This is a genomic window from Capnocytophaga sp. oral taxon 323, from assembly GCF_001278825.1.
In the GTDB taxonomy this organism is placed as follows: Bacteria; Bacteroidota; Bacteroidia; order Flavobacteriales; family Flavobacteriaceae; genus Capnocytophaga; species Capnocytophaga ochracea.
This window is the reverse complement of record NZ_CP012589.1, coordinates 1,199,191-1,221,972: the sequence shown is the minus strand read 5'-3', so window position 1 is coordinate 1,221,972 and position 22,782 is coordinate 1,199,191. Positions and strand designations below refer to the sequence as shown.

Annotated in this window: 20 protein-coding genes; 7 read left to right on the top strand and 13 right to left on the bottom strand. The window is 41.4% G+C overall.

The features are described 5' to 3' along the window. Positions 1-49: 49 nt before the first annotated feature. The 12 genes from tpx to AM608_RS05240 all read right to left on the bottom strand — a co-directional run bounded on the left by tpx (position 50) and on the right by AM608_RS05240 (position 11,687). Positions 50-547, bottom strand: coding sequence for a thiol peroxidase (tpx, locus tag AM608_RS05295; RefSeq protein WP_002673532.1), 498 nt, complete (start codon positions 545-547; stop codon positions 50-52). Between the two features lie 73 nt (positions 548-620). Continuing rightward, entirely contained in the window at positions 621-1,850 is a 1,230-nt protein-coding gene (locus tag AM608_RS05290; RefSeq protein WP_053580993.1) for an NAD(P)/FAD-dependent oxidoreductase, read from the bottom strand. A 2-nt stretch (positions 1,851-1,852) separates the two neighbouring features. Continuing rightward, positions 1,853-2,287 carry a PepSY-like domain-containing protein gene (locus AM608_RS05285; RefSeq protein ID WP_009421883.1) on the bottom strand — a complete coding sequence of 145 codons (435 nt, stop codon included), beginning with the start codon at positions 2,285-2,287 and terminating at the stop codon, positions 1,853-1,855. A gap of 1 nt (position 2,288) precedes the next feature. Beyond that, positions 2,289-2,735: a PepSY-like domain-containing protein gene (locus AM608_RS05280; RefSeq protein WP_053581837.1), complete on the bottom strand. Its 447-nt coding sequence runs from the start codon at positions 2,733-2,735 to the stop codon at positions 2,289-2,291. Positions 2,736-2,811: 76 nt separating this feature from the next. After that, entirely contained in the window at positions 2,812-3,255 is a 444-nt protein-coding gene (locus AM608_RS05275) for a PepSY-like domain-containing protein (RefSeq protein ID WP_053580992.1), read from the bottom strand. Positions 3,256-3,296: 41 nt separating this feature from the next. Then, positions 3,297-3,977, bottom strand: a complete 681-nt coding sequence (locus AM608_RS05270) for an ABC transporter ATP-binding protein (RefSeq protein ID WP_053580991.1) — start codon at positions 3,975-3,977, stop codon at positions 3,297-3,299. Continuing rightward, positions 3,978-4,523, bottom strand: a complete 546-nt coding sequence (locus tag AM608_RS05265) for a Smr/MutS family protein (protein WP_053580990.1) — start codon at positions 4,521-4,523, stop codon at positions 3,978-3,980. 74 nt (positions 4,524-4,597) lie between these two features. Further along, positions 4,598-4,798, bottom strand: a complete 201-nt coding sequence (locus tag AM608_RS05260; RefSeq protein ID WP_015781664.1) for a hypothetical protein — start codon at positions 4,796-4,798, stop codon at positions 4,598-4,600. A gap of 24 nt (positions 4,799-4,822) precedes the next feature. After that, positions 4,823-5,995: a nicotinate phosphoribosyltransferase gene (gene pncB, locus AM608_RS05255; RefSeq protein WP_002673512.1), complete on the bottom strand. Its 1,173-nt coding sequence runs from the start codon at positions 5,993-5,995 to the stop codon at positions 4,823-4,825. A 190-nt stretch (positions 5,996-6,185) separates the two neighbouring features. After that, positions 6,186-7,379, bottom strand: a complete 1,194-nt coding sequence (locus AM608_RS05250) for an aspartate aminotransferase family protein (RefSeq protein WP_053581836.1) — start codon at positions 7,377-7,379, stop codon at positions 6,186-6,188. Between the two features lie 30 nt (positions 7,380-7,409). Beyond that, positions 7,410-9,815, bottom strand: coding sequence for a DNA translocase FtsK (locus AM608_RS05245; protein ID WP_009421908.1), 2,406 nt, complete (start codon positions 9,813-9,815; stop codon positions 7,410-7,412). 105 nt (positions 9,816-9,920) lie between these two features. Further along, positions 9,921-11,687 carry an ABC transporter ATP-binding protein gene (locus AM608_RS05240; RefSeq protein WP_009410452.1) on the bottom strand — a complete coding sequence of 589 codons (1,767 nt, stop codon included), beginning with the start codon at positions 11,685-11,687 and terminating at the stop codon, positions 9,921-9,923. A 628-nt stretch (positions 11,688-12,315) separates the two neighbouring features. Between AM608_RS05240 and AM608_RS05235 the strand changes: the two genes are divergently transcribed. The 7 genes from AM608_RS05235 to rpe all read left to right on the top strand — a co-directional run bounded on the left by AM608_RS05235 (position 12,316) and on the right by rpe (position 19,585). After that, a complete protein-coding gene (locus tag AM608_RS05235; protein ID WP_009410597.1) occupies positions 12,316-12,795 on the top strand; it encodes a Dps family protein in 480 nt (159 codons plus the stop codon). Between the two features lie 144 nt (positions 12,796-12,939). Further along, a complete protein-coding gene (locus AM608_RS05230) occupies positions 12,940-13,794 on the top strand; it encodes a hypothetical protein (RefSeq protein ID WP_053580989.1) in 855 nt (284 codons plus the stop codon). Further along, on the top strand, positions 13,787-16,075 hold the full coding sequence (locus AM608_RS05225; protein WP_053580988.1) for a DUF5682 family protein: 2,289 nt from the start codon (positions 13,787-13,789) through the stop codon (positions 16,073-16,075). The genes AM608_RS05230 and AM608_RS05225 overlap by 8 nt, the downstream gene beginning before the upstream one ends. Positions 16,076-16,079: 4 nt before the next feature. Next, positions 16,080-16,553 carry a DinB family protein gene (locus AM608_RS05220; RefSeq protein WP_053580987.1) on the top strand — a complete coding sequence of 158 codons (474 nt, stop codon included), beginning with the start codon at positions 16,080-16,082 and terminating at the stop codon, positions 16,551-16,553. 119 nt (positions 16,554-16,672) lie between these two features. After that, entirely contained in the window at positions 16,673-17,227 is a 555-nt protein-coding gene (locus tag AM608_RS05215) for a redoxin domain-containing protein (protein ID WP_009417578.1), read from the top strand. A gap of 160 nt (positions 17,228-17,387) precedes the next feature. Then, complete coding sequence (gene sufB / locus AM608_RS05210) at positions 17,388-18,860, top strand: Fe-S cluster assembly protein SufB (RefSeq protein ID WP_053580986.1); 1,473 nt, start codon at positions 17,388-17,390, stop codon at positions 18,858-18,860. 74 nt (positions 18,861-18,934) lie between these two features. Then, positions 18,935-19,585, top strand: coding sequence for a ribulose-phosphate 3-epimerase (gene rpe, locus AM608_RS05205; protein WP_053580985.1), 651 nt, complete (start codon positions 18,935-18,937; stop codon positions 19,583-19,585). A 75-nt stretch (positions 19,586-19,660) separates the two neighbouring features. Here the strand turns inward: rpe and topA are convergent, their stop codons facing one another. Continuing rightward, positions 19,661-22,138: a type I DNA topoisomerase gene (gene topA / locus AM608_RS05200; protein ID WP_053580984.1), complete on the bottom strand. Its 2,478-nt coding sequence runs from the start codon at positions 22,136-22,138 to the stop codon at positions 19,661-19,663. Between the last annotated feature and the right edge of the window lie 644 nt (positions 22,139-22,782).

Below are 22,782 nucleotides of genomic sequence, written 5' to 3'. Positions count from 1 at the left end.
GTTATTAGAATACTATTCCAATAACCTCTTTTTTTATTTGTTCCCCTACCTATTTCAAAGCCTCTAACGCTTTAACGTAGTTAGGTTCGTCTGTGGTTTCAGCTACTTGTTCTGTATAAACCACTTTCCCTTGCTCATCTAAAACTATTACACAACGTGATAATAACCCTTTTAAGGGAGTATCAGTAAAGACAATAGGGTAATGCTTTGCAAAATCACCTCTAAAGTCTGAAAGCATAGTGAGATTGTCTATTCCTTCAGCAGCACAAAAACGAGTAAGTGCAAAAGGAAGGTCTTTAGATACACAAAGGATAGCTACATTACTGAGTTTAGAAGCTTCCACGTGAAATTTGCGTACAGAAGCTGCACATACCCCCGTATCTACACTCGGAAAAATATTTAGTACAACTTTCTTTCCTTGAAAGTCTTTGAGCGTTACTTCAGCTAAATCATTCCTTACAGCTGAAAAATTAGGAGCTATAGTACCCACTTTGGGAAGTTCTCCAACAGTATGAGCTGGTTGTTCGTGAAACGTAATATTTGCCATAAAATATAGTTATTATTAATAATATGGAAATAAAACAAAAATAATGCCAAGTATTAAGTTTATAATAGGATTATTATTGAATACTTTCTGCAATGATATAACCACCCGTCCACGCATTTTGGAAGTTAAACCCTCCAGTAATAGCATCAATATCTAGTACTTCTCCTGCTAAATAGAGCTGAGGGTATAGCTTGCTCTCATAAGTCTTAAAGTTGATTTCAGAGAGTTTTACACCACCTGCTGTTACAAATTCTTCTTTAAAGGAAGCTTTGCCCTCTATGGGAAAACGATATTGGGTAAGAGCTTCAGCCAGCCGACGCAATTGTGTTTTGTTGAGCTCTGCCCACACTTGTTCAGGGGCGATACCTGCATTTCCTAAAAGAGCAGACCATAAGCGTTTGGGGAGTTCAAAAAGTGAGAAACTTTGCATTGTTTTGCGTCCGTTGTGTTGTTTAAACTCTTGGAGAACAGAGAGCGTTTCGTCATAAGAAAGCGCCTCTGTGACGTTAGCAGTGAAATTTACTTCCATTAAGCATTGGTAGTTACATTCAGCTAGCACACGAGCTCCCCAAGCCGAGGCGCGCAATACCGCAGGTCCACTAAAACCCGTATGGGTGAAAAGTAGCGGAGCAGTCTCAGTTATTTTTAGTGATTTTCCTTCTTTGTTAAGCAAACGCACAGAGGCATTTACAGCAATACCCGATAGTTCTTTTGTCCATTGGGCGGAAGTATGAAAGGTAAATAACGAGGGGACTGGTGGTATGATAGTATGCCCCAAATTAGCTAACAATTGCCATATTTTAGAGTTACTGCCAGTGGTAATGACTACATTTCGAGCAATGTAGGTCTGCTTGGGCGTACTTACTTGCCAACCTTCGGAAGTAGGAGAGAAGGTTTGTACATTCTGCTCAGTGAAGAGCTCTATATGGTGTTTTTTTATTTCGTTGAGGAAGCAATTTACGATGCTCTCCGAAGTATTAGAAATAGGAAATACACGACCATCAGCTTCAGTTTTGAGGGGGACACCGTGAGCTTCAAACCAGTCCATTGTATCACCACACATAAAGCGGTGGAAGGGACTGAGGAGTTCCTTACTGCCACGAGGATAGTTCTTTACGAGTTCTTGAGGAGTAAAAGTAACGTTGGTGAGGTTACAACGTCCTCCGCCTGAAATGCGCACTTTGTGGAGTACTTCTTTGCTTTTTTCGAGGATAGCAATCTTAAAGTTAGGGTGTTTTTCAGCAGTATTAATAGCGGTGAAGAAGCCAGCAGCTCCTCCACCGATAATAAGAAGGTCGTACATAGTTATTTTACCCCAATAAAGTTGAACTTATCGTCAAATTTAAGTTCTTGATCGTCGGTAAGTTCTGCTTCATATTTCTTTTTACTAAGGTTGCGCGATACTTCTTTGATAGATTCAAAAGGGAAAGTGGCACGTACGTGTGCTAATATTTTTTCGGGTACTACGTGATCAGGCACTTTGCCGTGACGAGCTTTAAGCTCTTTCCAATCGCCATCTCCGTTAAACTCTATTTCAAGTCCATCGCGGAAGATGACGGTATACTCTTCGTCCTTGTAATCGGTGTCTTTCCATACCGAAGCGATGTGGTCTACCAAAAAATGCTCGCGTACAAAGTTGATAGCATCAGCAGGGAGGTCGTTAAAAGTTACTTTTTTGTCCTGTGCTGAGGCTACGCTGAAGGTAAGTGTAGCAGCAATGAGTAATAAAAATCGTTTCATTTTAGTCGTCTATTTTTAAGAATTTACCATTTAAGTTAAAAATGAGTTCTACCCCGTTAGAAAGGTCTACTTCGTATTTAGTACGCCCTTTTTTAATTTCTTTAACGATTACATTAGGGTAGTTTTTGTGCACATACTTAGTAATTTTTGTAGGAACAATCTTGGGCGAAACTTGTCCGTTGCGTGATTTCACTTCTTTCCAATTGCCATCAGCACGAAACTCTATTTCTGTACCATCAGCAAAGAGCACGGTGTAGTCCTCTACTTTGCCTTTCTCGGTATCTTGCCATACCGAAACGATACTATTAGCAGAAAAATGTTGATTAATAAAACTTTGTGCACTAGCAGGCAAAGTACTTATAGGTACAAGACCTTCGTCTTGAGCGGTAGCTACTCCAAAAGCAAGTAAAGAGAAGACTACTGTTGATAATGTTTTGAATGTATTCATCTTTTTATAATTGATATATTTAAGGCGACAAAAGTAGCTAAAAATAAAAAAAGTACCAAATGAATGGTACTTTTTATTAGTCATCTATTCTTAAAAATTGTCCTTTAGCATTGAATTCCAAATCGAGTCCGTTAGCGAGCTCTACCTCATAGCCATAGCGTTTCTTTTGGATTTTGTAGATATCCGTTTGAGGGTAGGTTTTCTTTACGTACTGAGCGATACCATTAGGAATGAGTTTTGCAGGTACAGCCTGAGTGCGAGTTTTTACTTCTTCCCAGTCGCCATTGCTATAGAATTCAATTTGAGTGCCATCGTTAAAATACACTTTGTAATCTTGGTCGTGGAAATCGTCGTCTTTCCATACCGATGCGATATCATTTACTTTAAAGTGTTGTTTCACGAAAGCTTGCGCCTTAGCTGGTAATTGTTCAAAAGTAATAGGAGTGTCTTTAGCTGACAAATCTTGTACTGCTATTACAGTCAATAAAAAAGTGGCGATAATTGATACTAATTTTTTCATCGTTTAATCTGTTTTTAAGTTTAACGGGGCAAAGATATGACCTAATTTTGGAAAGAATTGGGAATAATTATACGACCGTCTACCATTACGAGTTTTCTATCTGCCATAGTAGCCAATTCTTCATTATGGGTGACGATTACAAATGTCTGCTGGAACTCATTACGCAGTTGGAAAAAGAGTTGGTGTAGTTTTTCAGCACTTTCGGAATCGAGGTTCCCACTGGGTTCATCAGCAAATACTACCGAAGGGTGGTTCATCAGGGCGCGTGCTACCGACACTCGTTGTTGTTCGCCTCCTGAAAGGGCATTGGGCTTATGGTCGGCACGCGATGCAAGGTGCAAAAAGTCTAAGAGCTCCATCGCGCGCTTTTCGGCTTCTTTCCTGCCTACCCCTTTGATGAGTGCAGGAATACAGATATTCTCCAAAGCAGTGAACTCGGGCAACAACTGGTGAAATTGAAAGATAAAGCCTATGTGTTCATTGCGGAATTTTGCCAAGGCTTTGGAGGATAACGACAATATATCCGTACCATTAATCACCAACGATGATGGTTTATTGGTATCTGGACTGTCCAAAGTACCTAAGATGTGTAACAGGGTAGTTTTTCCTGCTCCTGAAGCTCCTACTATCGATACGATTTCGCCTTTGGAAACGTTCACCGATACGCCTTTGAGCACTTCTAAATCTTTATAAGTTTTATGAATATTGGTAGCTTGAATCATTTATTTGGCATTTTGATAGATATATACTTCGGTAGCACCTATGCCGTATTTAGCATATTCGGCATCGTAGAAAGTAACGTTAGAATAACGTCCCAACAGGAATTCTAATTCGGTGCGCAACACGCCTTCACCTACTCCGTGAATAAACACTACCCGCTGGATACGCTGTGCAATGGCAAACTCTAACTGCCGGCGAGCGGTTTCGAGTTGTAGGGTAAGCATATCGTAGTTGGTCATATTCCTAGTAGAATTGACCAGTTGCTCAATGTGCAAATCTACTTCCATTGGAGGGATATTACGCTCTTTTTTAGTGAGAGGCGATTTGTTCTTGCGCTTGCTCACCACATCTTTGCGCAAACTCTCTTCATCTATATTCGTAAAAGCACCTTTTAAAGGCGCTTCCTCTTCAATAACTATTATTTCCTCAGGGCGGTAAGTTAATTCAAACCCCTCAGTAGTAAGCACTGTTACCTGCTGAGGCGTAAGGCGCACGATGTGTCCTTTAATGGTATCGTCTAATACTTCTATGTAATCTCCTATGTTCACAGTGCGAGGTGCGAGGTGCGAGCCGCACGGGCAGTTTATTTGTTAATTTGTTAATTTGTCAATTTGCTAATTTGCTAATTATCTTCTGGGTTTCTTATTTTCGTCGCTGGGTCTTGAAAATCTTCCTCATTTTTAGAGGGTAGGTTGCGCGAAATGCGATAGATACCTATCATCAGTAGGCTTATGCCTATGATGAGTAACGCTTGGTCGTATTTTGGGAAAAGATAACGCGACAGTGCTACCAATATCCCTAAAATCATTAATATATAATTCATAAATTCGATTTATCAATTTGCTAATTAACTAATTGCTAATATTCCTTTTGCGAGTTCAATCATTCTTGGGTCGCCCGTGTGTTTGTTAGGCTCGTCTGAAAGTTTTACAGTAGGTACCCACTCGTTATCGCTGGTAAGTACCCCAGTGAGCTTCATCACTATGTTCATCGGACGTAAACCTACATCATTAGTGAGGTCGGTACCTATCCCAAATGAGATACCTATTTTACCTTTACAAGCTTCGGTGATTGCTTGTACTTTCTTAGGGTTAAGTCCGTCAGAGAAGATAATGTATTTTGATAGTGGGTCTATTCCCATCTTCTTGTAGTGTGCTATTGTCTTTTCGGCAAAGACTATAGGGTCGCCACTATCGTGACGCACACCGTCGAACAACTTGCTAAATTTCTTGTCGAACTGCTTGAAAAACACATCGGTAGTATACGTATCGGAGAGGGCTACTCCAAGGTCGCCTCGGTACACATCTACCCAGTGTTCCAATGATAGTGCATTAGCCATTTTGTAACTGTACTCAGCTGCGTGGAACATAAACCACTCGTGGGCGTGAGTCCCTATAGGTTTCACCTTGTATTTCATCGCAAAATGCACATTGCTAGAGCCTATAAAGGTTTGGTTGTAGCCTTCCATTAAGGTATGCATCACGATGTCGTGCACGTGATACGAATGGCGACGACGGGTACCAAACTCGGCAAATACCACTCCTAATTCTTTGTATAACAGTTCTTTTTCACGAGTATTGGCTATCACCTGCTCGTCTGTCCAAGCGGTCGCTTTGGTGAGTTTATAGAAGAGCTCGCTAATTATAGAAAGTAGGGGCACTTCCCAAAGTATCGTGCGATACCAGTAGCCCTCAACAGTTACCTGCAAGTCGCTACCGTTTTGTTCGATATGTACTTCCGAAGGGTCATAGCGATACCCTTCCAAAAAGTCTAAATACAGCGGACTCAAATAGGGGCAGTTATCTATCAAAAACTGCTTTTCGGCTTTGGTGAGTTTCAGTTTTGCCATATTGTTCACCTCTTCTCTCAAAGCCTCAGCAAAGCCATCGGGGAATTCGTGTTTGCCACGGTTGATAAAAGTGTAACGTGCTTTGTTTTTAGGAAATAACTGCACTACGCCACATTGCATAGTGAATTTGTAAAAATCGTTGTCTAATAATGAGTTTAGGATTGCAGACATATATTTTCAATTAACAATTTACAATGGATAATTAGTAAGTTTAAAAAACTTATTTTGGGCAAAGATAATAAATAAATTGCAATTATAACCGATTGCTTCCTAATTCTATTCCACCTATTTTTCGTCTTAGCTTCGGTTTAGATTCGCTTTAGCTTCGATTAAAAAGGAATTAAATGTAGATAGTAATCATTTAGAATGATTTCTCTACCTGATTCAATGCTTCAATAATAATATCACAGCCTTCTTTTATTTCTTCTTCTGTAAGAGTAAGTGGAGGAGAAAGTCGTACGGCGCGGTGTTCAAACAAGAGCCAATACACAATGAGTCCCCTATCCTGACAGTAATTCACTACAAAATCGGCGATTTCGGCAGTCTTAACGATAACTGCTAACATCAGTCCTTTACCGTTCACGCTTTCAATGAGTGGGTGTTGCAAATACTTGCGGAAGAGTTTTTCTTTCTCTAAGGTTTGAGCCATTAGGTCGGTAGTGAGTAGCTGGTTGAGGGTTGCCAACGAGGCTGCTGCTATCACAGGGTTGCCTCCAAAGGTAGTGATATGCCCCATTTTAGGACTGTTTGCCAACAGTTGCATACGCTCATACGACGACACGAATGCACCTACCGGCATACCGCTTGCCATACCCTTGCCTATTGCGATAATATCGGGGGTAAAGCCATAGTTTTGGAAACCAAAGAGCTTGCCGGTACGTCCGAAACCAGGTTGTATTTCATCGATAATAAGGAGAGCACCCACTTCTTCACAACGGCGTTTTACCTTGATAAGATAGTCGTTTTGGGGTTCGATAAATCCTGCTCCCCCTTGGATACTTTCCAAGACTACCCCTGCTGTGCGTTCGGTGATTTTGAGGATATCGGCTTCGTTGTTGAACTCTATAAAATCTACATCAGGAATAAGCGGACGATAAGCGCGTTTGCGTTCTTCATAGCCCATTAGGCTCATCGAACCTTGTGTATTGCCGTGGTAGGCGTTTTTGGCAGCGATAAGTTGAGTTCTTCCCGTAGCGCGTTTGGCTAATTTCACCGAGCCCTCAATAGCTTCCGTACCGGAGTTTACCAAATAGGTAGTATTGAGCTCTGGTGGTAACTGCTCAGCAAGGAGTTTGCAGAAGTCTACCGCGGGCTTTTGTACGTACTCGCCGTATACCATCACGTGCATATAGGTAGCGCACTGCTCTTGGATAGCCTTCACTACCGCAGGGTGACAATGCCCCAAAGTGCAAGCTGATACGCCTGCCACAAAATCTAAATAACGCTTGCCATCGGTAGTATAGATATAGCTACCGTCGGCGCGTTCTACCTCCAACAATCGCGGATAGGGTGAGGTGGGGGCTTGATATTTTAAAAAATCGTGTTGTTGATTCATACTTTTCATTCTTAACTTTTTCATTTTTCACTATTGCCCGTCTAATAATCTATCCAAGCTTACAATGTCTTGAATGAGCACTTGTCTTGCCTTACTGCCTTCAAACGGACCTACTACACCTGCGTGTTCTAATTGGTCGATGAGGCGACCCGCGCGGTTGTAACCTAATTTCAGTTTGCGTTGCAAGAGGGAAGCCGAACCTTGTTGCGCATTCACTACCACTTCGGCAGCTTCGCGGAACATAGGGTCACGCTCCGAGGGGTCGAAGTCTAAATCTACACCCTCTCCCTCAGGTCCTACATACTCAGGAAGCAAGTACGCATCGGGGTAAGCGCGCTGTGCCCCAATAAAGTCAGTAATGTGTTTTATTTCGGGGGTATCTACAAAAGCACATTGTATACGTACGGGTTCGTTTCCTTGAGAGTAGAGCATATCACCTCGTCCAATGAGCTGTTCTGCTCCTGAGCCGTCCAAGATGATTTTAGAGTCTATTTTAGAGCTTACCTTAAAGGCAATACGCGTAGGGAAGTTGGCTTTAATAATACCAGTAATCACATTGGTCGATGGACGTTGGGTAGCGATAATCAAGTGAATACCAATGGCTCGGGCAAGCTGTGCTAATCGTGCAATAGGAAGTTCTACCTCCTTACCTGCTGTCATTATCAGGTCGGCAAACTCATCTACCACCAATACGATGTAAGGTAAGAAGCGGTGTCCCTCGTTAGGGTTTAGCTGTCGCGCTTTAAACTTAGCATTGTACTCTTTGATGTTGCGCACTTGGGCATTTTTAAGCAGTTCGTAGCGGTTGTCCATCTCTATACAGAGGGAGTTGAGCGTGTTCACCACCTTTTTGTTATCGGTAATAATTGCTTCTTCACTATCGGGCAATTTAGCGAGGAAGTGACGTTCTATACGCTCAAATATCGAGAGTTCTACCTTTTTAGGGTCTACTAACACAAACTTCACTTCGGCTGGGTGCTTCTTGTAGAGTAGCGAACTGAGCACTACATTTATCCCTACCGATTTACCTTGTCCGGTTGCCCCCGCCATCAGTAAGTGAGGCATTTTGGTAAGGTCGGCTACAAAAGTTTCGTTGCTAATTGTCTTTCCGAAGGCAATAGGCAGTTCCATTTCGGCGTGTTGGAATCGCGGTGCGGTAATCATTGTGCGCATATACACCATTGTAGGCTTCTTGTTTGGCACTTCAATACCTATCGTACCTTTCCCTGGAATAGGTGCAATAATACGAATACCAAGTGCTGCCAATGAAAGGGCTATGTCGTCTTCTAAGTTCTTGATTTTTGCAATACGTGTCCCTGCTTCGGGTACAATTTCGTAAAGAGTAACAGTAGGACCTATGGTCGCCTTTATCTTCTCTATTTTAATTTTGTAATCGTTCAGCGTTTGTACGATTGTATTCTTGTTTTCCTCCAATTCCTCTTGGTTAATAACAATACCACTGTCTTTGGGGTCGTCTAAGAGGTCGAGTGTAGGAAAACGGTAATCGCTAAGTTCTAACGTTGGGTCATACTCTCCATAGTTCTCTACCAATTGCTTAGCCAGAGCCTCGGGGTCTATTGCCTCTGTTGGCTGAGTAGGAGTTACTGTAAAATCAGGTTGTTCCTCTTCGGGAATATTAGTGATTTCCAATCCTCCCTCTTGTCCATCAAGGCGCGGAATTTCCTTTTTATGGGTAAAAGGGTCTAACTTTTCGTTTTCACCTTGTGGAATGATAAAGTCTAAATCACCCTCATCAGTAGTAAATTCTATCGAATTAGGCTCTTTTTCTATACTTTCAAAGCTGTTTTCCTCCTCATCGCCTTGCTCCTGTTCTTCTTCTCCTTCACGTTTCAGTTTAGAGAATGTATTTTGGAAGAAAGCAACAGCCTTTTCAGTAGTGAGATTTAGTTTGAAAATGCCATAAAGTACCACGATAAGTACCAAAAGGAGTATAGTGCCTAATTTGCCCAAATAGTCTTGTAGAAAATGGTTTAGTTCATAGCCCGAAACACCTGCTAATATGGTAGCTTTTCCTCCCAAAAATCCTAAGGCGGTTGAAGTGAATACCATTAACAGAATCCCCCAGAACCAGCGGTTTAGCAATGGCTTTTTCATATTCAGGATAAGTTTCATCCCTGAGAGAAATAGAAGCCACACAGGAAAGATAACTGCCAGTCCAAAACCTTTATATACAAATAACTGCCCCAAATAGGCTCCTATCTTACTGCCTATATTGTCAGCAATTTCTTCCCGATTGCTCAAATCTGCCCATCCACTTTGGTCAGTCTGCCACGAGAAGAAGAATGACGAAAAGGTAAATACCAAATATAGCGATAGCAGTACTAAAAATACGCCAAAAGCCAATTTGCGCTGTTGAGGTTTATTAGTATCCTTCTTCTTCTTTTGTGTTTCTTGTGGTTGTTTCTTTTTAGCCATTTATAGTTAAGCGTTTTTTCAATTAAATTTTATGTAACGTCAGTTCAAATGCGTTTTATATACTTGATTCTGAACCTCATTTATGCTAATTTCTGAGACGCAGTCTCACTCCTTGTATTTCACTTCTTCTAAAAACTGCACCTCATACAAGTTGCGGTAATAGCCGTTTTCTATTTGCAACAACTCCTCGTGATTGCCTATTTCCACTATCTTCCCTTTGTCTAATACTATTATTCTATCAGCTTTTTTCACGGTGGTAAGGCGGTGCGCAATGATGATGGACGTGCGCCCTTCGGTCATCTTATCGGTAGCCTCTTGTATGAGCTTTTCCGAATGCGAATCTACTGAAGAAGTTGCCTCGTCCAAAATAAGAATTTGCGGTTTGTGTACATAGGCGCGTAAGAAAGCTATCAGCTGGCGTTGTCCTGCCGAAAGCATAACCCCACGCTCTTTCACGTTGTAATGATATCCCTCTGGCAAACTCATCAAAAAGTTGTGAACTCCTATGCTCTTAGCAGCCGCAATCACTTCCTCTTCGGTGATAGCAGGATTTTTCAAGGTAATATTGTTGTAAATACTATCAGCAAATAGGAATACGTCTTGCAACACGGTAGCAATGTGCTCTCGTAGCGAACTGAGAGTATACTCCTCAATGTTCACCCCATCGATGTAAATTGCCCCCGAAGTCAAGTCGTAAAAACGGTTTAGCAAATTGGTGATAGTGGTCTTCCCTGCACCCGTTGCCCCTACAATCGCAATGGTTTCGCCTTCTTTTACCTCAAAACTAATGCCGTGCAAGATTTCTTCTCCTGCTACGTATTCAAAACGGACGTCTTCAAACTTAATATTACCTTTCACCTCCTTCAACTCTTTCTCACCTCCAGTTTCAGTATCCGTTTCAGTATCCAAAATAGCAAATACGCGGTCAGAAGCGATAATGCCCATCTGCAAAGTGTTGAACTTATCGGCTATATGCCTAATAGGTCGGAATAACTGTTGTGAAAGCTGTATAAAAAGGAAGATATTCCCTAAGTCGTACACGTTATCCCCTATAATTTGCCGACCGCCAAACCACACAATCAGCGCAATGGTAATCGATACACACAAGTCGCCAATCGGAAAGAAAATAGAGTTGTACCATATTGTTTTCAGCCACGCCTGTTTGTGTTTCTCGTTTATCTTTTTGAAATTCTCCAATTCTTCGCGCTCTTGCGCAAAAAGTTGTAATACTTTAATACCCGAAATGCGCTCTTGTACAAAGGCATTTAGGTTTGCCACTTGGTGACGTACCTCCACAAAAGCAGCGTTCATTGAACGTTGAAACCAACGCGTAAAGTACAAAATCAGAGGCATCGTAGCATAGCTGATAAGCGCCAATTTCCAATCAATCACAAACATTACAATCGTGATAACAAACATTTTCAGTATATCGCTTGCCATCTCAAAAAGCCCCGAACTGAAAATTTCGCCTATCCGTTCCATATCGTTCACCGCACGCGTTACCAATACCCCTATGGACGATTTGTCAAAATACCGCATCTTAAAGCGCAACAAGTGCGCAAAAAGCTTTTCTCGCACATCGCGTATTACCGTTTGTCCCAGCCAGTTAGAGTAATAAGAAAACAGAAACTGCATCGTTACTTCCGCACATAGCAAAGCTATGAGTATGTACACAATGCGCACTAAACCCTCGTAATCCTTAGGAGTGATATAATTGTCAATCGCTACTTTTATCAAGTAAGGTTGTGCGGTCGAAAAGATAGACGATAGCACCGCAAAGAGAGCTACGGCTATAAATACCCCACGATAAGGTTTTACAAAGTGCGACAGCTGACGAAAAGTATGTTTAGTGCGAGATGTTTTTTCTGACATTGTTTTCTTTTAAGGTGGCAAAATTACGAACTAATTCCCAAATCCCCAAATTTAACACTCGTCATTTATTCCCCGTTTCTGTCATACTCCCCCTAGTGCCTATTCCCTAAGACCCCACACCACCCCATTTTTCTCATTTCCAAATTTGCTAATTTCCTAATTATCCTTTCTCCTTTCCGTCGCTACATTCCCCCTCTCCTTGGGAGAGGGACGGGGTGAGGATTCTCTTTCTTTCGCCTCGAAACCCCGATTTTAACATTTTTAGTGCTGTTGTATTATGCTATGAATCAACTTTTTACATATCCTTTCTATACCAATCGTCCAAGATTCGTATAAGCTTCCTATAAGCTCTCTATAAGCTACCCCCACCCTTCTCATAGCCTTTTTTCATCAAAATTCCTCTTAACTAACTTCTGATATCTTTCGTTTTTCTCCGCCTCCATTTACTAATCTGCTAATTCTCTCATTCTCTCATTTTCTCATTCTCTAATTCTCTCATTTTCTCATTTTCTCATTCTCTACTATTAATTATCATTATTTTAAAATTAAAAAAATCTATAAATCCAGTACCTCTTCTTTGCAAAAAAACTGCTACCTTTGCACCGTAGAATTTTTAAAATAACAAATTATGAGTTTAAATACCTTAGGGCTTGATAAAGCCAAAGTAGAAAAAGAAATCGGCTTGCTAAATGTACTGCTTGCCAATTATCAAACGTATTATCAAAACTTGCGCGGTGTACACTGGAACGTAAAAGGAAAACGCTTCTTTGAACTACACGTGAAGTTCGAAGAACTTTATAATACCGCACAAGAACAAGTCGACGAAATAGCTGAGCGTATTCTTACCCTCGGTGGTGTGCCTTTTCACACTCTCGAAAGCTATGTAAAGCACACTTCTGTTCCCGTAGGCGAAAACATTTTCGACGATGATAAAACCGTACGCCTGATAATCAATACCATTAGCACTTTATTACCTTTGGAAAGAGAATTGTTAGACTTCTCCGACGAAATAGGTGATGAAGGTACTAATAATCTAATGAGCGACTTTGTAACCGAACAAGAGAAAACCGTTTGGATGCTCAAAGCCTACCTCAATGAAGTAATTTAATACTGAATTTTGATTAAACGAGGAAGAGGAATTGACTAAAAATAATCAATTCCTCTTTCTTTTTTTGCCAATTCATAATTAATCCCTACCTTTGCACAACTCATAACTCTTAATTGATAACTCATAACTTTTAACTCATAACTAATGAAATATTTAATCACATCTATCCTATTTATCGCAACCACTATTCTCACCGCTCAACACAAATCCCCTACCGATTGGGAACTCTCAGGACTCAAAGGAAAAGTGAAAAGTCAGCGCAGTATCCCTTATGAGGTAGTTACCCAAGGAAAAACATTTGTGAAAGGAGCTATCGACCGCGATTTGGATACAGTAGTCAAGATAGGTAACCTCGACAATCTTCAAAAAGATTTCAATCCCAATGGGTATCTTACTCAAATGCGTTTTTTCTTCAAAAACGGTGAATTGTACAGTCGTATGGAATACTATTACAATCCGCAAGGGCAACTGTTTGAAACCCGTTACAATTCCGATAAAACCCTTTATGTCTACAACCCCGAAGGCTATCTTATCAAAGATGCGACCTATTCACCTGGAGGTTTCTTAAAAACGCATTACAACTATCAAGTAGATACCAATGGTAAAGTGCTAAAAGAGGAAACTTATCACGCCAATCAGTTAGAGTCTACCATAGCTTATACTTACAACAAACAAGGCGACCCTGTCGAGATGCGCTACTACGATGCTCAGGGCAATCTGTTGCAAAGGGTAGAAAGCAAGTTCAATAAACAGCATTTAGCCGAACGCAATCGCACTTACGACAAAGATGATAAGTTGGTGAATATTACTACCAAAAAATACAATAGTCAAGGAGATTGTATCAAACTACAAGCAGAAAATAAACTACCTCAAAAACAGAAGAATATAGCGACTTACGAGTATAAATACGATAATCGAGGTAATTGGATTGCTAAAACGACTTTCATCAACGGTGAACCCCGACAAATTATAGAACGCACCCTCAGTTATTATGAATAACATTCACTTTTTCGGTGTAAGGCATCTGTCGCCTTCGGCAGCCTATCATTTAATTGCCTTCTTAGAGGAAAACAACCCCAAGTGTATTCTCATCGAAGGTCCTGCCGATGCTACCCCTCTGATATCTCAAATAGCGCAAAAAGGGGTAAAACCTCCTATCGCTATGCTGGGCTATACTACCGAATTGCCTATCGAAACAGTGCTTTATCCATTTGCGTCTTATTCTCCCGAATATCAAGCAATATGTTGGGGAGTAAAGAAGAAGGTAACACTTCGTTTCATCGATTTGCCTTCCGAGAATATGCTGAAATTGAAGCAGGAGCAACGCACCGAAGAAGAAGCCGAAAAAGCCAAAGAATTTTACCTCTATCACAATACCCTCTACAAGCAAATAGCCGAAGAGGGAGGCGAAACCGACTATGAAGATTATTGGGAACGCCATTTTGAACACAATCTCAATCCTGATGCTTTTGCACCCACACTTGCCTTACAATCGGGTGAAATGCGCCAAATGGTCATAGATAAAGAATATGAAAACGCGCCTTTAGATTTCTCGTATAATCTCATTCGTGAGGCATATATGAAACGTGAGATTGCTAAGGCTTGCACCGAGTTCAAACCCGAAGAAATAGTAGTAATTGTAGGGGCTTACCACTTATCAGGTATCCAAAACAGCCTACCTGCTATGACTGATGACGAGCTTAAAAAGCTCCCCAAAGCTACCTCTCAACTCACCCTGATGCCTTATTCCTATTTGCGTCTCAGCAGTCGTACGGGTTATGGAGCGGGCAATACGGCTCCTTATTACTTTGAGCTGATGTGGCAAGCGATGCACGAAAACACCCTCAATCAGCTCTCAGCTGTCTATCTTACTAAAGTAGCCAAAATCTTGCGTGCTCAAGGGCAAAATGCCTCTTCTGCTAGCGTAATTGAAGCGGTGCGTCTTGCTAATGTGCTTTCGGCTATGAAAGGCGGTACTTACCCTGTGTTGCAAGACCTCCACGATGCAGTAGTTACTTGTTTTGGTGGGGGAGACCTTGCTGTGGTAGCCGAAGCTATCAATAAGGTAGATATCGGTACGGCTATTGGGGTATTACCCGAAGGGGTGAGCCAGACGCCCGTACAAGAGGATATGAACCAAGAGCTGAAACGCTTAAAGCTCACCAACTACAAATCGGCGGTAGCGCAAGACCTCACCCTCGACCTGCGTGAGAACTTAAAGGTAAAGACCAAAGAAGCTGCTTTTATAGACCTAAATCGCTCTACATTCCTTCATCGCTTGGAAGTGTTGGGCATTCACTTTGCCACTCAGCAGCACGTACAGCAGGATAAAGCCTCGTGGGCAGAGAAATGGGTGTTACAGTGGAGTCCTGAGGTCGAAATAGAAATCGTAGAAGCTAACCTTAAAGGTGAAACGCTTGAAATAGCCACAGCTTTTGTACTCAAAGAACAGCTCAACGAAAGCACCGACCTTTCAGTAGTAGCTAAAATCATTAGGCAGGCTTGCGAATGTCAGCTTACGCATATTTTTAGCAATGCGCTCAGCACCTTGCAACGCCTTTTGGTAGATAGTAATAGTTTTGCCGAAACTGCCTTTGCTGCACACGAGCTCTCGGTGCTTATACAGTATGGCGACCTGCGTCAGTTCAATCTCGAACCGCTGAAACCTATCTTGCAACAGCTTTTCCTCCGTGCTTCGTTATTACTGATAGATGCTTCATCTTGTGATGACAAAGCATCTAAGCAAATAGTAGAAGCTATCAATACTATGGAGTTCATAGCCGAACAGCAATACGAATTGGTAGATACTGAAACGTGGCAAAAAGAACTCACCCACCTTGCGTGGCGCGACGATGTGAACACCAAGCTCTCGGGGGTAGCCTTTGCTATATTGTTAGAGCACAATTTAGCTACTGAAGAACAATGTGGAAAAGAAGTGTCTCGTCGTCTTTCAGCAGGTGTCCCCGCCGATTTAGGAGCCTCGTGGTTTGAAGGCTTTTCAGGAAGAAATAGATACGCATTGTTATCGCGTACGATTATATGGCAAGAGTTAGACAACTATGTACGCCAATTAGATGAAGAACAATTTATGCGCTCGGTAGTGTTCTTGCGCCGTGCTTTTTCCGATTTTGAGCCTAACCAAAAGAACAGTATCGCTGAACTTTTAGGAGACCTTTGGGGTACTGGTAAAGAAGCTACTGCCGAACTTTTACAAGAAGTGCTTACGGAAGAAGAAAATACTAAATTAGACGAACTCAACGACTTTGATTTTGATTTTTAAATATATGAAAGAAGTATTTACTTTATACCGAAAATTGCGTGAGCGACAACTCAAATTGCTCAATAGCTTTACCCCCGAAGAATTAGCAATCATTCCTGCGGGCTTTAAAAACAATATCTTGTGGAATCTTGCTCACTGCGTGGTTACCCAGCAAAATTATTGCTATGCCAATAGCGACCTGCCTACTTATCTCACCCCTGAGTTTGTAGAGCGTTATCGCAAAGGCTCCATTCCTGATGGACATATCCCTACTTCTGCCGAGATAGAGGAACTAAAAGAGCTTCTCATCAGCACTGTAAATTGGCTCGAAACTGATTATCAAAAAGGAATTTTTAAGCATTATAATCATTATGTAACGGGCATAGAGTACGAACTCAATACTATTGAAGAAGCTATTTACTTCAATATTTCACACGAGGGAGTACATTTGGGAAGTGTATTAGCTTTAAAATGTGCAATTACAGGAAGCAAAAAGTAATTGATTATAAATTAAATAAATGAGTAACACGAAAAGCTATTTGATTTCTGATATTGAAGTAAGTTTCTCAATTAGAAAAAAAGTATTACCTTTGCAATCGCTATCAATAAAATTAGTTTATGAAAAAACGTACCATACTCAACCTACTACTTATTCTTTTTGTGCTCTCTTTCTTTGTAACTCCTTTGGGGTACGAAAGTAAGATATTACTACAGCGTGTCTTTGCCGGCTCGGTAGATATTATTCCCGCTGATAAAGCTCGTAAAATAGACTTCGATTGGCAACTGAAAGACCGCAATAATGTGCAGTTTAACTATTCCCAAACCGAAGGTAAGAAACCTTCATTTGTATACTTCTTCTCTTCTTGGCGTGAAATCAGTGTAGCCGACCTTTATGCAGTCGAAAAACTCTACGATGCTTATAAGGATAAAGTGGATTTTTACATCATCACCAATGAGCTCCCTGAGCCAGTAGATGAAATGATGCAAAAGCGCAATTTTCATTTCAAAGTTACCTACCTCATTATCGAAGCTCCTAAAAAGCCTTTTGACCCCGATAAGATTCCTGCAGGTTACATAGTAGATAAAAACGGTTATGTACGCGCTCAGAAAGACGGCATTGCACGCTGGAATAGTGATGCAGTACATCAGTTGTTAGACAGTCTTACCCAATAGCTTAACTATAGGCAAACTCTATCTCTCAAACAAAATAATTATAAAGATAGTATTTTAGATTCAATTTAAAGTACTATCTTTGCGCTTTGTAAAATCGCATCTCGGTATAAATAAGAGGAGTTTTTACCTCTTATCTCTTACCTCTTATCTAAAAGGAATTATGGCTAAATATACAGAAGAAGAACTTAAAGAAGAATTAGAAAACAGCGAATACAAATACGGCTTTTATACAGATATCGAATCAGAAACTTTTCCTAAGGGGCTCAACGAGGAAGTGGTAATAGCCCTTTCTAAAAAGAAAAACGAACCCCAGTGGATGACCGATTGGCGCTTAGAAGCCTTCCGTGCCTGGCAAGCGATGGAAGAGCCTCCTCATTGGGCAAATCTCAAGTTTGAAACTCCCGACTTTCAAGATATTGCTTATTATTCTGCTCCTAAACAGAAACCTAAACTTAACAGCCTTGATGAGGTAGACCCTCAGCTATTGGAAACTTTCCAAAAACTCGGTATCTCTCTTGAAGAACAAAAACGCCTTGCGGGAGTAGAAGATGAAAAACCTGCCGTAGCAATGGACGTAGTGATGGACTCCGTTTCAGTAGCGACCACTTTTCAAAAAACATTAGCAGAACGAGGCATTATCTTCTGTTCTATCTCCGAAGCGATACAAAAACACCCCGACTTGGTGCGTAAGTACCTTGGTACTGTCGTACCTAAAACCGATAATTTCTACGCAGCTCTTAACTCAGCGGTCTTCTCTGATGGTTCTTTTTGCTATGTACCCAAAGGGGTGCGTTGCCCTATGGAACTTTCTACTTATTTCCGTATCAATCAAGCAGGAACAGGACAGTTTGAGCGAACCCTCCTCATTGTTGATGAAGGTGCTTACGTCTCTTACCTCGAAGGTTGTACGGCGCCCAAACGCGACGAAAACCAATTGCACGCCGCAGTGGTAGAACTCATCGCAATGGAAGGAGGCGAAATTAAATACTCTACCGTTCAAAACTGGTTCCCTGGTGATAAAGACGGTAAAGGCGGTGTATATAATTTCGTAACCAAGCGTGCTTTGGCTGAGAAAAATGCCAAAATATCGTGGACACAAGTAGAAACAGGCTCTGCTATTACTTGGAAATACCCTTCAGTAGTGCTCAAAGGAGATAATTCTATAGGCGAATTTTACTCTATTGCGGTTACTAACCACTTTCAGCAAGCCGATACAGGTACTAAGATGATACATTTAGGTAATAATACCAAATCTACGATTATCTCTAAGGGTATTTCGGCAGGAAAATCACAAAACAGCTACCGTGGATTGGTGAAAGTAGTACCTAATGCTAAAAATGCACGCAATTTCTCTCAATGCGACTCCCTATTGATGGGTAACCTTTGTGGAGCGCACACTTTTCCTTATATAGAAGCTAAAAATCCTACTGCTCAAATAGAACACGAAGCTACTACCTCTAAGATTGGTGAAGACCAGATTTTCTACTGCAATCAGCGGGGTATTGATACCGAGAAAGCGATTTCACTCATCGTAAATGGCTTTGGCAAGGAAGTGCTTAACAAATTGCCAATGGAGTTTGCTGTTGAAGCTCAAAAACTCTTAGAGATTTCACTAGAGGGCAGTGTTGGCTAATGACGATGGTATACTAAAAATTGCTTTTGCTTCATAAATAAATCACTAAACATTAATCATTAAACATTAAAAATATGATTCTCGCTCCTTCATTATTAGCTGCCGATTTCGGCAACCTGCAACAAGCTATTGAAATGGTAAATGCCAGCGAAGCCGATTGGTTTCATATCGATATTATGGACGGTGTTTTTGTGCCTAATATCTCTTATGGTATGCCCGTGCTTTCAGTGATTCACAAACACGCTACCAAACCGTTAGATGTTCACTTGATGATTATTGACCCCGACCGCTATATTAGCACTTTTGCTAAGCTCGGTAGTGATATTCTTACTGTGCATTACGAGGCGTGTACGCACTTACATCGCACTATACAAGCAATTAAAGCAGAAGGAATGAAAGCAGGAGTAGCCCTCAATCCGCATACACCTGTCGCTTTGTTAGAAGATGTTATTCAAGATATAGACGTACTCTTGCTGATGAGTGTGAACCCTGGATTCGGTGGACAGTCATTTATTGAAAATACTTATAAGAAAGTGTGTCAAGCTAAAGCACTTATTGAACAAGTAGGGGCACACGCACTTATAGAAATAGATGGTGGAGTGAGTTTAAAGAATGCCAAAGCACTTGTAGAGGCAGGTGCTGATGCCTTAGTAGCAGGCAGTTTTATCTTCAATGCTAATAACCCTACCCAAATGATTGCGGAATTAAAAAAATCAGTATTATAAAAATACTTATTTTATGATACAAAATAGGCTATCAAGAAAGAAATCTTATCTTTTTGATAGCCTATTATTATTGTATTATTTCTTTTTAGAAGTGGCTTTTTTAGGTTTAGGCTCTTTCTCGGTTAGGAGGGCAAGAGCTTGTTCTTTGGTGAAAGTTGCTATATCGGTGTCTTTGGGGAGTTCTACTTTGGTTTTACCTTTGAGGAGGGTAAAACGTCCCCAGCGGGCTTTCTCTATACGGATAGCTCCTTCGTCCCATTCTTTCACTACCTTTTCCGATTCTTTTTTGAGCTTATCTTCTATAAGTTCTTCTACATCTTGCTGACTAAGATGGTCGAAATTGTACTTTTTGGTAACGTTTATATAGGTGTTGTTCCACTTAATAAAGGGACCAAAACGACCTACACCTTTGGTAACTTCCACTCCTTGATAGGTGGCAATAGGAGCGTCAGCTTTTTTCTTCTCACCGATGAGTTGCTTAGCCCGCTCGAGAGTTACACTGAAAACGTCTTCACCTTTATCAAGTGATATGAAAGCATCGCCGTAGCGCACATAGGGTCCGAAACGCCCTACATTCACTTCTACATTCTTACCATCGACAATGCCTAACTGACGAGGAAGCTCGAAGAGTTTGAGGGCTTCTTCAAAAGTAATCGTTTCGATAGACATACCTGCCAATAGACTTGCATAAATAGGCTTTTCGGCATCGTCGGGATTCCCTATTTGCGCCATAGCTCCATAACGACCTAAGCGTACGCTGAGAGGGCGACCTGATTTAGGGTCGGTACCCAGCACGCGTTCACCTGTTTCACGACCTGTATGCTTTTCAACATTTTCTACTACGGGGTGAAAATGATTATAAAACTGTGTGAGCATCTTTGTCCAATTCTCAGTGCCTTCGGCTATTTCGTCGAAACTATTTTCTACTTTGGCAGTGAAATTATAGTCCATTATCGTATCGAAATGGGAGACGAGAAAATCGTTTACTACACTACCTATATCGGTGGGAACGAGCTTACCTTTATCGGCACCTACTCGTTCGCTAAGGGTTTGTGTTTTGATAGTATTGCCTGCAAGGGTGAGTTGCTGATAGGGACGCACTTCACCTTCGAGTGTGCTACGTTCCACATATCCGCGGTTTTGAATCGTAGAAATGGTAGGAGCATAAGTAGATGGGCGTCCGATACCGAGTTCCTCTAACTTTTTCACCAGCGAAGCCTCAGTATAACGAGGTAGTGGACGAGTGAAACGCTCGGTAGCAGTAATATAGCGATGCGTAAGAGCTTCTCCTTTTTTGAGATTGGGGAGCATTCCTTCTTGTTCTTCTTCCTCGTCGTCGGTACTTTCTAAATACACTTTTAAAAAGCCATCGAACTGTACCATTTCGCCATTGGCTACGAAGTGTTCTTTGTGCTTATCAGCTTCTATTTTTACGGTAGTGCGCTCTATTTGAGCATCTGCCATTTGTGAGGCAAGGGTGCGTTTCCATATCAGTTCGTATAGCTTATTCTGATCGGGTTCAGCAGAGATAGAAGTACGACTCATATCGGTAGGACGAATGGCTTCGTGCGCCTCTTGTGCGCCTTTGCTTTTAGTGGCGAAATTGCGCACTTGACTGTACTGAGCTCCGAAGAGTTGCACGATAGCGTTTTTGGCAGTGTTGAGCGCTTCTTGTGAAAGATTCACGCTATCGGTACGCATATAGGTGATAAAACCAGATTCGTAGAGGCGTTGGGCTACCGTCATTGTTTTGCTTACTGAGAAGTGCAGTTTGCGTGCGGCTTCTTGTTGGAGGGTGGAAGTAGTGAAGGGGGGCGCAGGCATTTTCTTGGCTGGTTTGGTTTCTAATGATTGCACTTTGAAATGCGCTCCGATATTCTGTTGCAAGAAGTTTTCGGCTTCGGCTTGTGTGTCGAAATTCTTAGGCAAAGAGGCTTTTACAACTTTGCCTTCTGAGGTGATAAATTCGGCAGTAATTCGGTAAGAGGATTGCGTTTTGAAGTCTTGTATTTCGCGTTCGCGTTCTACGATAAGGCGTACTGCTACCGACTGTACGCGTCCTGCTGAGAGTCCGCTTTTAATTTTTTTCCACAGTACGGGAGAGAGTTCATAGCCCACGAGGCGGTCGAGTACACGGCGTGCTTGCTGAGCATTCACCAGATTATAATCGATACCACGAGGGTTTTTAATAGCGTTTTCAATAGCCGATTTGGTAATGGAGTTAAAAACGATGCGTTTGGTATTTTCCTTTTTTAGTTTGAGTGTTTCGGAAAGATGAAACGCAATAGCTTCTCCTTCACGGTCTTCATCGGAAGCGAGCCATACTACTTCGGCTTTGGACGTGAGTGCTTTGAGTTCTTTTACAAGATTTTTTTTGTCGTTAGAGATGAGGTAATTAGGTTTAAAACCGTGCTGTATATCTACGCCCAGTTCATTGGAGGGCAAATCGACAATATGCCCATAACTGGACACTACTTTGTAGTCCTTACCTAAGAACTTTTCAATGGTTTTAGCCTTGGCAGGCGACTCTACAATCACTACATTCTTAGCCATACGCTTGTTTGTTTTTTGAGTTATTGGGTGCAAAAGTACAAAATAATTACGAAATAGCAAATGAGGGAAAAGCCAGTAATACCGGAAATGCCAATAATGCCAATAATACCGGAAATACCAGTAATGCCAGTAATCAACTTTGCCAAAGGTCGTAGCACGACGGGCATAGAAAATTAGAGAATTAGGAAATTTGGAAATTAGCAAATGGGTAGTGATAAAAAGGTTTTTTGACGGGTCTGACTTGTCGGACAAATTGGACTGGTCTGAGCTATCGGAGGAAAACGAAAAATATAAAAAGTGAGTTAGGAGGATTTTGGAGAAAAAAGGCTATTAGGAGGGTGGGGGTAGCTTATAGAGAGCTTATAGGAAGCTTATACGAATCTTGGACGATTGGTATAGAAAGGGTATATAAAAAGTTGATTAATAGTATAATACAACAGTGCTAAAAATGTTAAAAACGGGGTTTCGAGGCGAAAGAAAGAGGAAGAGGCATTAGGTCTTAGGCCATAGGCACTAGGGGGAGTATGACGGAAAAGGAGAAGGGATAATTAGGGAATTAGCAAATTTGAAAATGAGAAAATGGGTGGTGTGGAGTCTTAGGGCATAGGTAATAGGGAGGAGTATGACAGAAAAAGGAGAAGGGA

Excerpts from the sequence above, each read along its gene's own strand:
- AM608_RS05275 (WP_053580992.1), bottom strand. The coding sequence starts at position 3,255 with ATGAAAAAATTAGTATCAATTATCGCCACTTTTTTATTGACTGTAATA.
- pncB (WP_002673512.1), bottom strand. The coding sequence starts at position 5,995 with ATGTCTGCAATCCTAAACTCATTATTAGACAACGATTTTTACAAATTC.
- AM608_RS05225 (WP_053580988.1), top strand. The coding sequence starts at position 13,787 with ATGAATAACATTCACTTTTTCGGTGTAAGGCATCTGTCGCCTTCGGCA.
- AM608_RS05220 (WP_053580987.1), top strand. The coding sequence starts at position 16,080 with ATGAAAGAAGTATTTACTTTATACCGAAAATTGCGTGAGCGACAACTC.
- AM608_RS05245 (WP_009421908.1), bottom strand. The coding sequence starts at position 9,815 with ATGGCTAAAAAGAAACAACCACAAGAAACACAAAAGAAGAAGAAGGAT.
- rpe (WP_053580985.1), top strand. The coding sequence starts at position 18,935 with ATGATTCTCGCTCCTTCATTATTAGCTGCCGATTTCGGCAACCTGCAA.
- AM608_RS05270 (WP_053580991.1), bottom strand. The coding sequence starts at position 3,977 with ATGATTCAAGCTACCAATATTCATAAAACTTATAAAGATTTAGAAGTG.
- sufB (WP_053580986.1), top strand. The coding sequence starts at position 17,388 with ATGGCTAAATATACAGAAGAAGAACTTAAAGAAGAATTAGAAAACAGC.
- AM608_RS05290 (WP_053580993.1), bottom strand. The coding sequence starts at position 1,850 with ATGTACGACCTTCTTATTATCGGTGGAGGAGCTGCTGGCTTCTTCACC.
- tpx (WP_002673532.1), bottom strand. The coding sequence starts at position 547 with ATGGCAAATATTACGTTTCACGAACAACCAGCTCATACTGTTGGAGAA.
- AM608_RS05230 (WP_053580989.1), top strand. The coding sequence starts at position 12,940 with ATGAAATATTTAATCACATCTATCCTATTTATCGCAACCACTATTCTC.
- AM608_RS05280 (WP_053581837.1), bottom strand. The coding sequence starts at position 2,735 with ATGAATACATTCAAAACATTATCAACAGTAGTCTTCTCTTTACTTGCT.
- AM608_RS05250 (WP_053581836.1), bottom strand. The coding sequence starts at position 7,379 with ATGAATCAACAACACGATTTTTTAAAATATCAAGCCCCCACCTCACCC.
- AM608_RS05260 (WP_015781664.1), bottom strand. The coding sequence starts at position 4,798 with ATGAATTATATATTAATGATTTTAGGGATATTGGTAGCACTGTCGCGT.
- AM608_RS05285 (WP_009421883.1), bottom strand. The coding sequence starts at position 2,287 with ATGAAACGATTTTTATTACTCATTGCTGCTACACTTACCTTCAGCGTA.
- topA (WP_053580984.1), bottom strand. The coding sequence starts at position 22,138 with ATGGCTAAGAATGTAGTGATTGTAGAGTCGCCTGCCAAGGCTAAAACC.
- AM608_RS05235 (WP_009410597.1), top strand. The coding sequence starts at position 12,316 with ATGAGTTTAAATACCTTAGGGCTTGATAAAGCCAAAGTAGAAAAAGAA.
- AM608_RS05240 (WP_009410452.1), bottom strand. The coding sequence starts at position 11,687 with ATGTCAGAAAAAACATCTCGCACTAAACATACTTTTCGTCAGCTGTCG.
- AM608_RS05215 (WP_009417578.1), top strand. The coding sequence starts at position 16,673 with ATGAAAAAACGTACCATACTCAACCTACTACTTATTCTTTTTGTGCTC.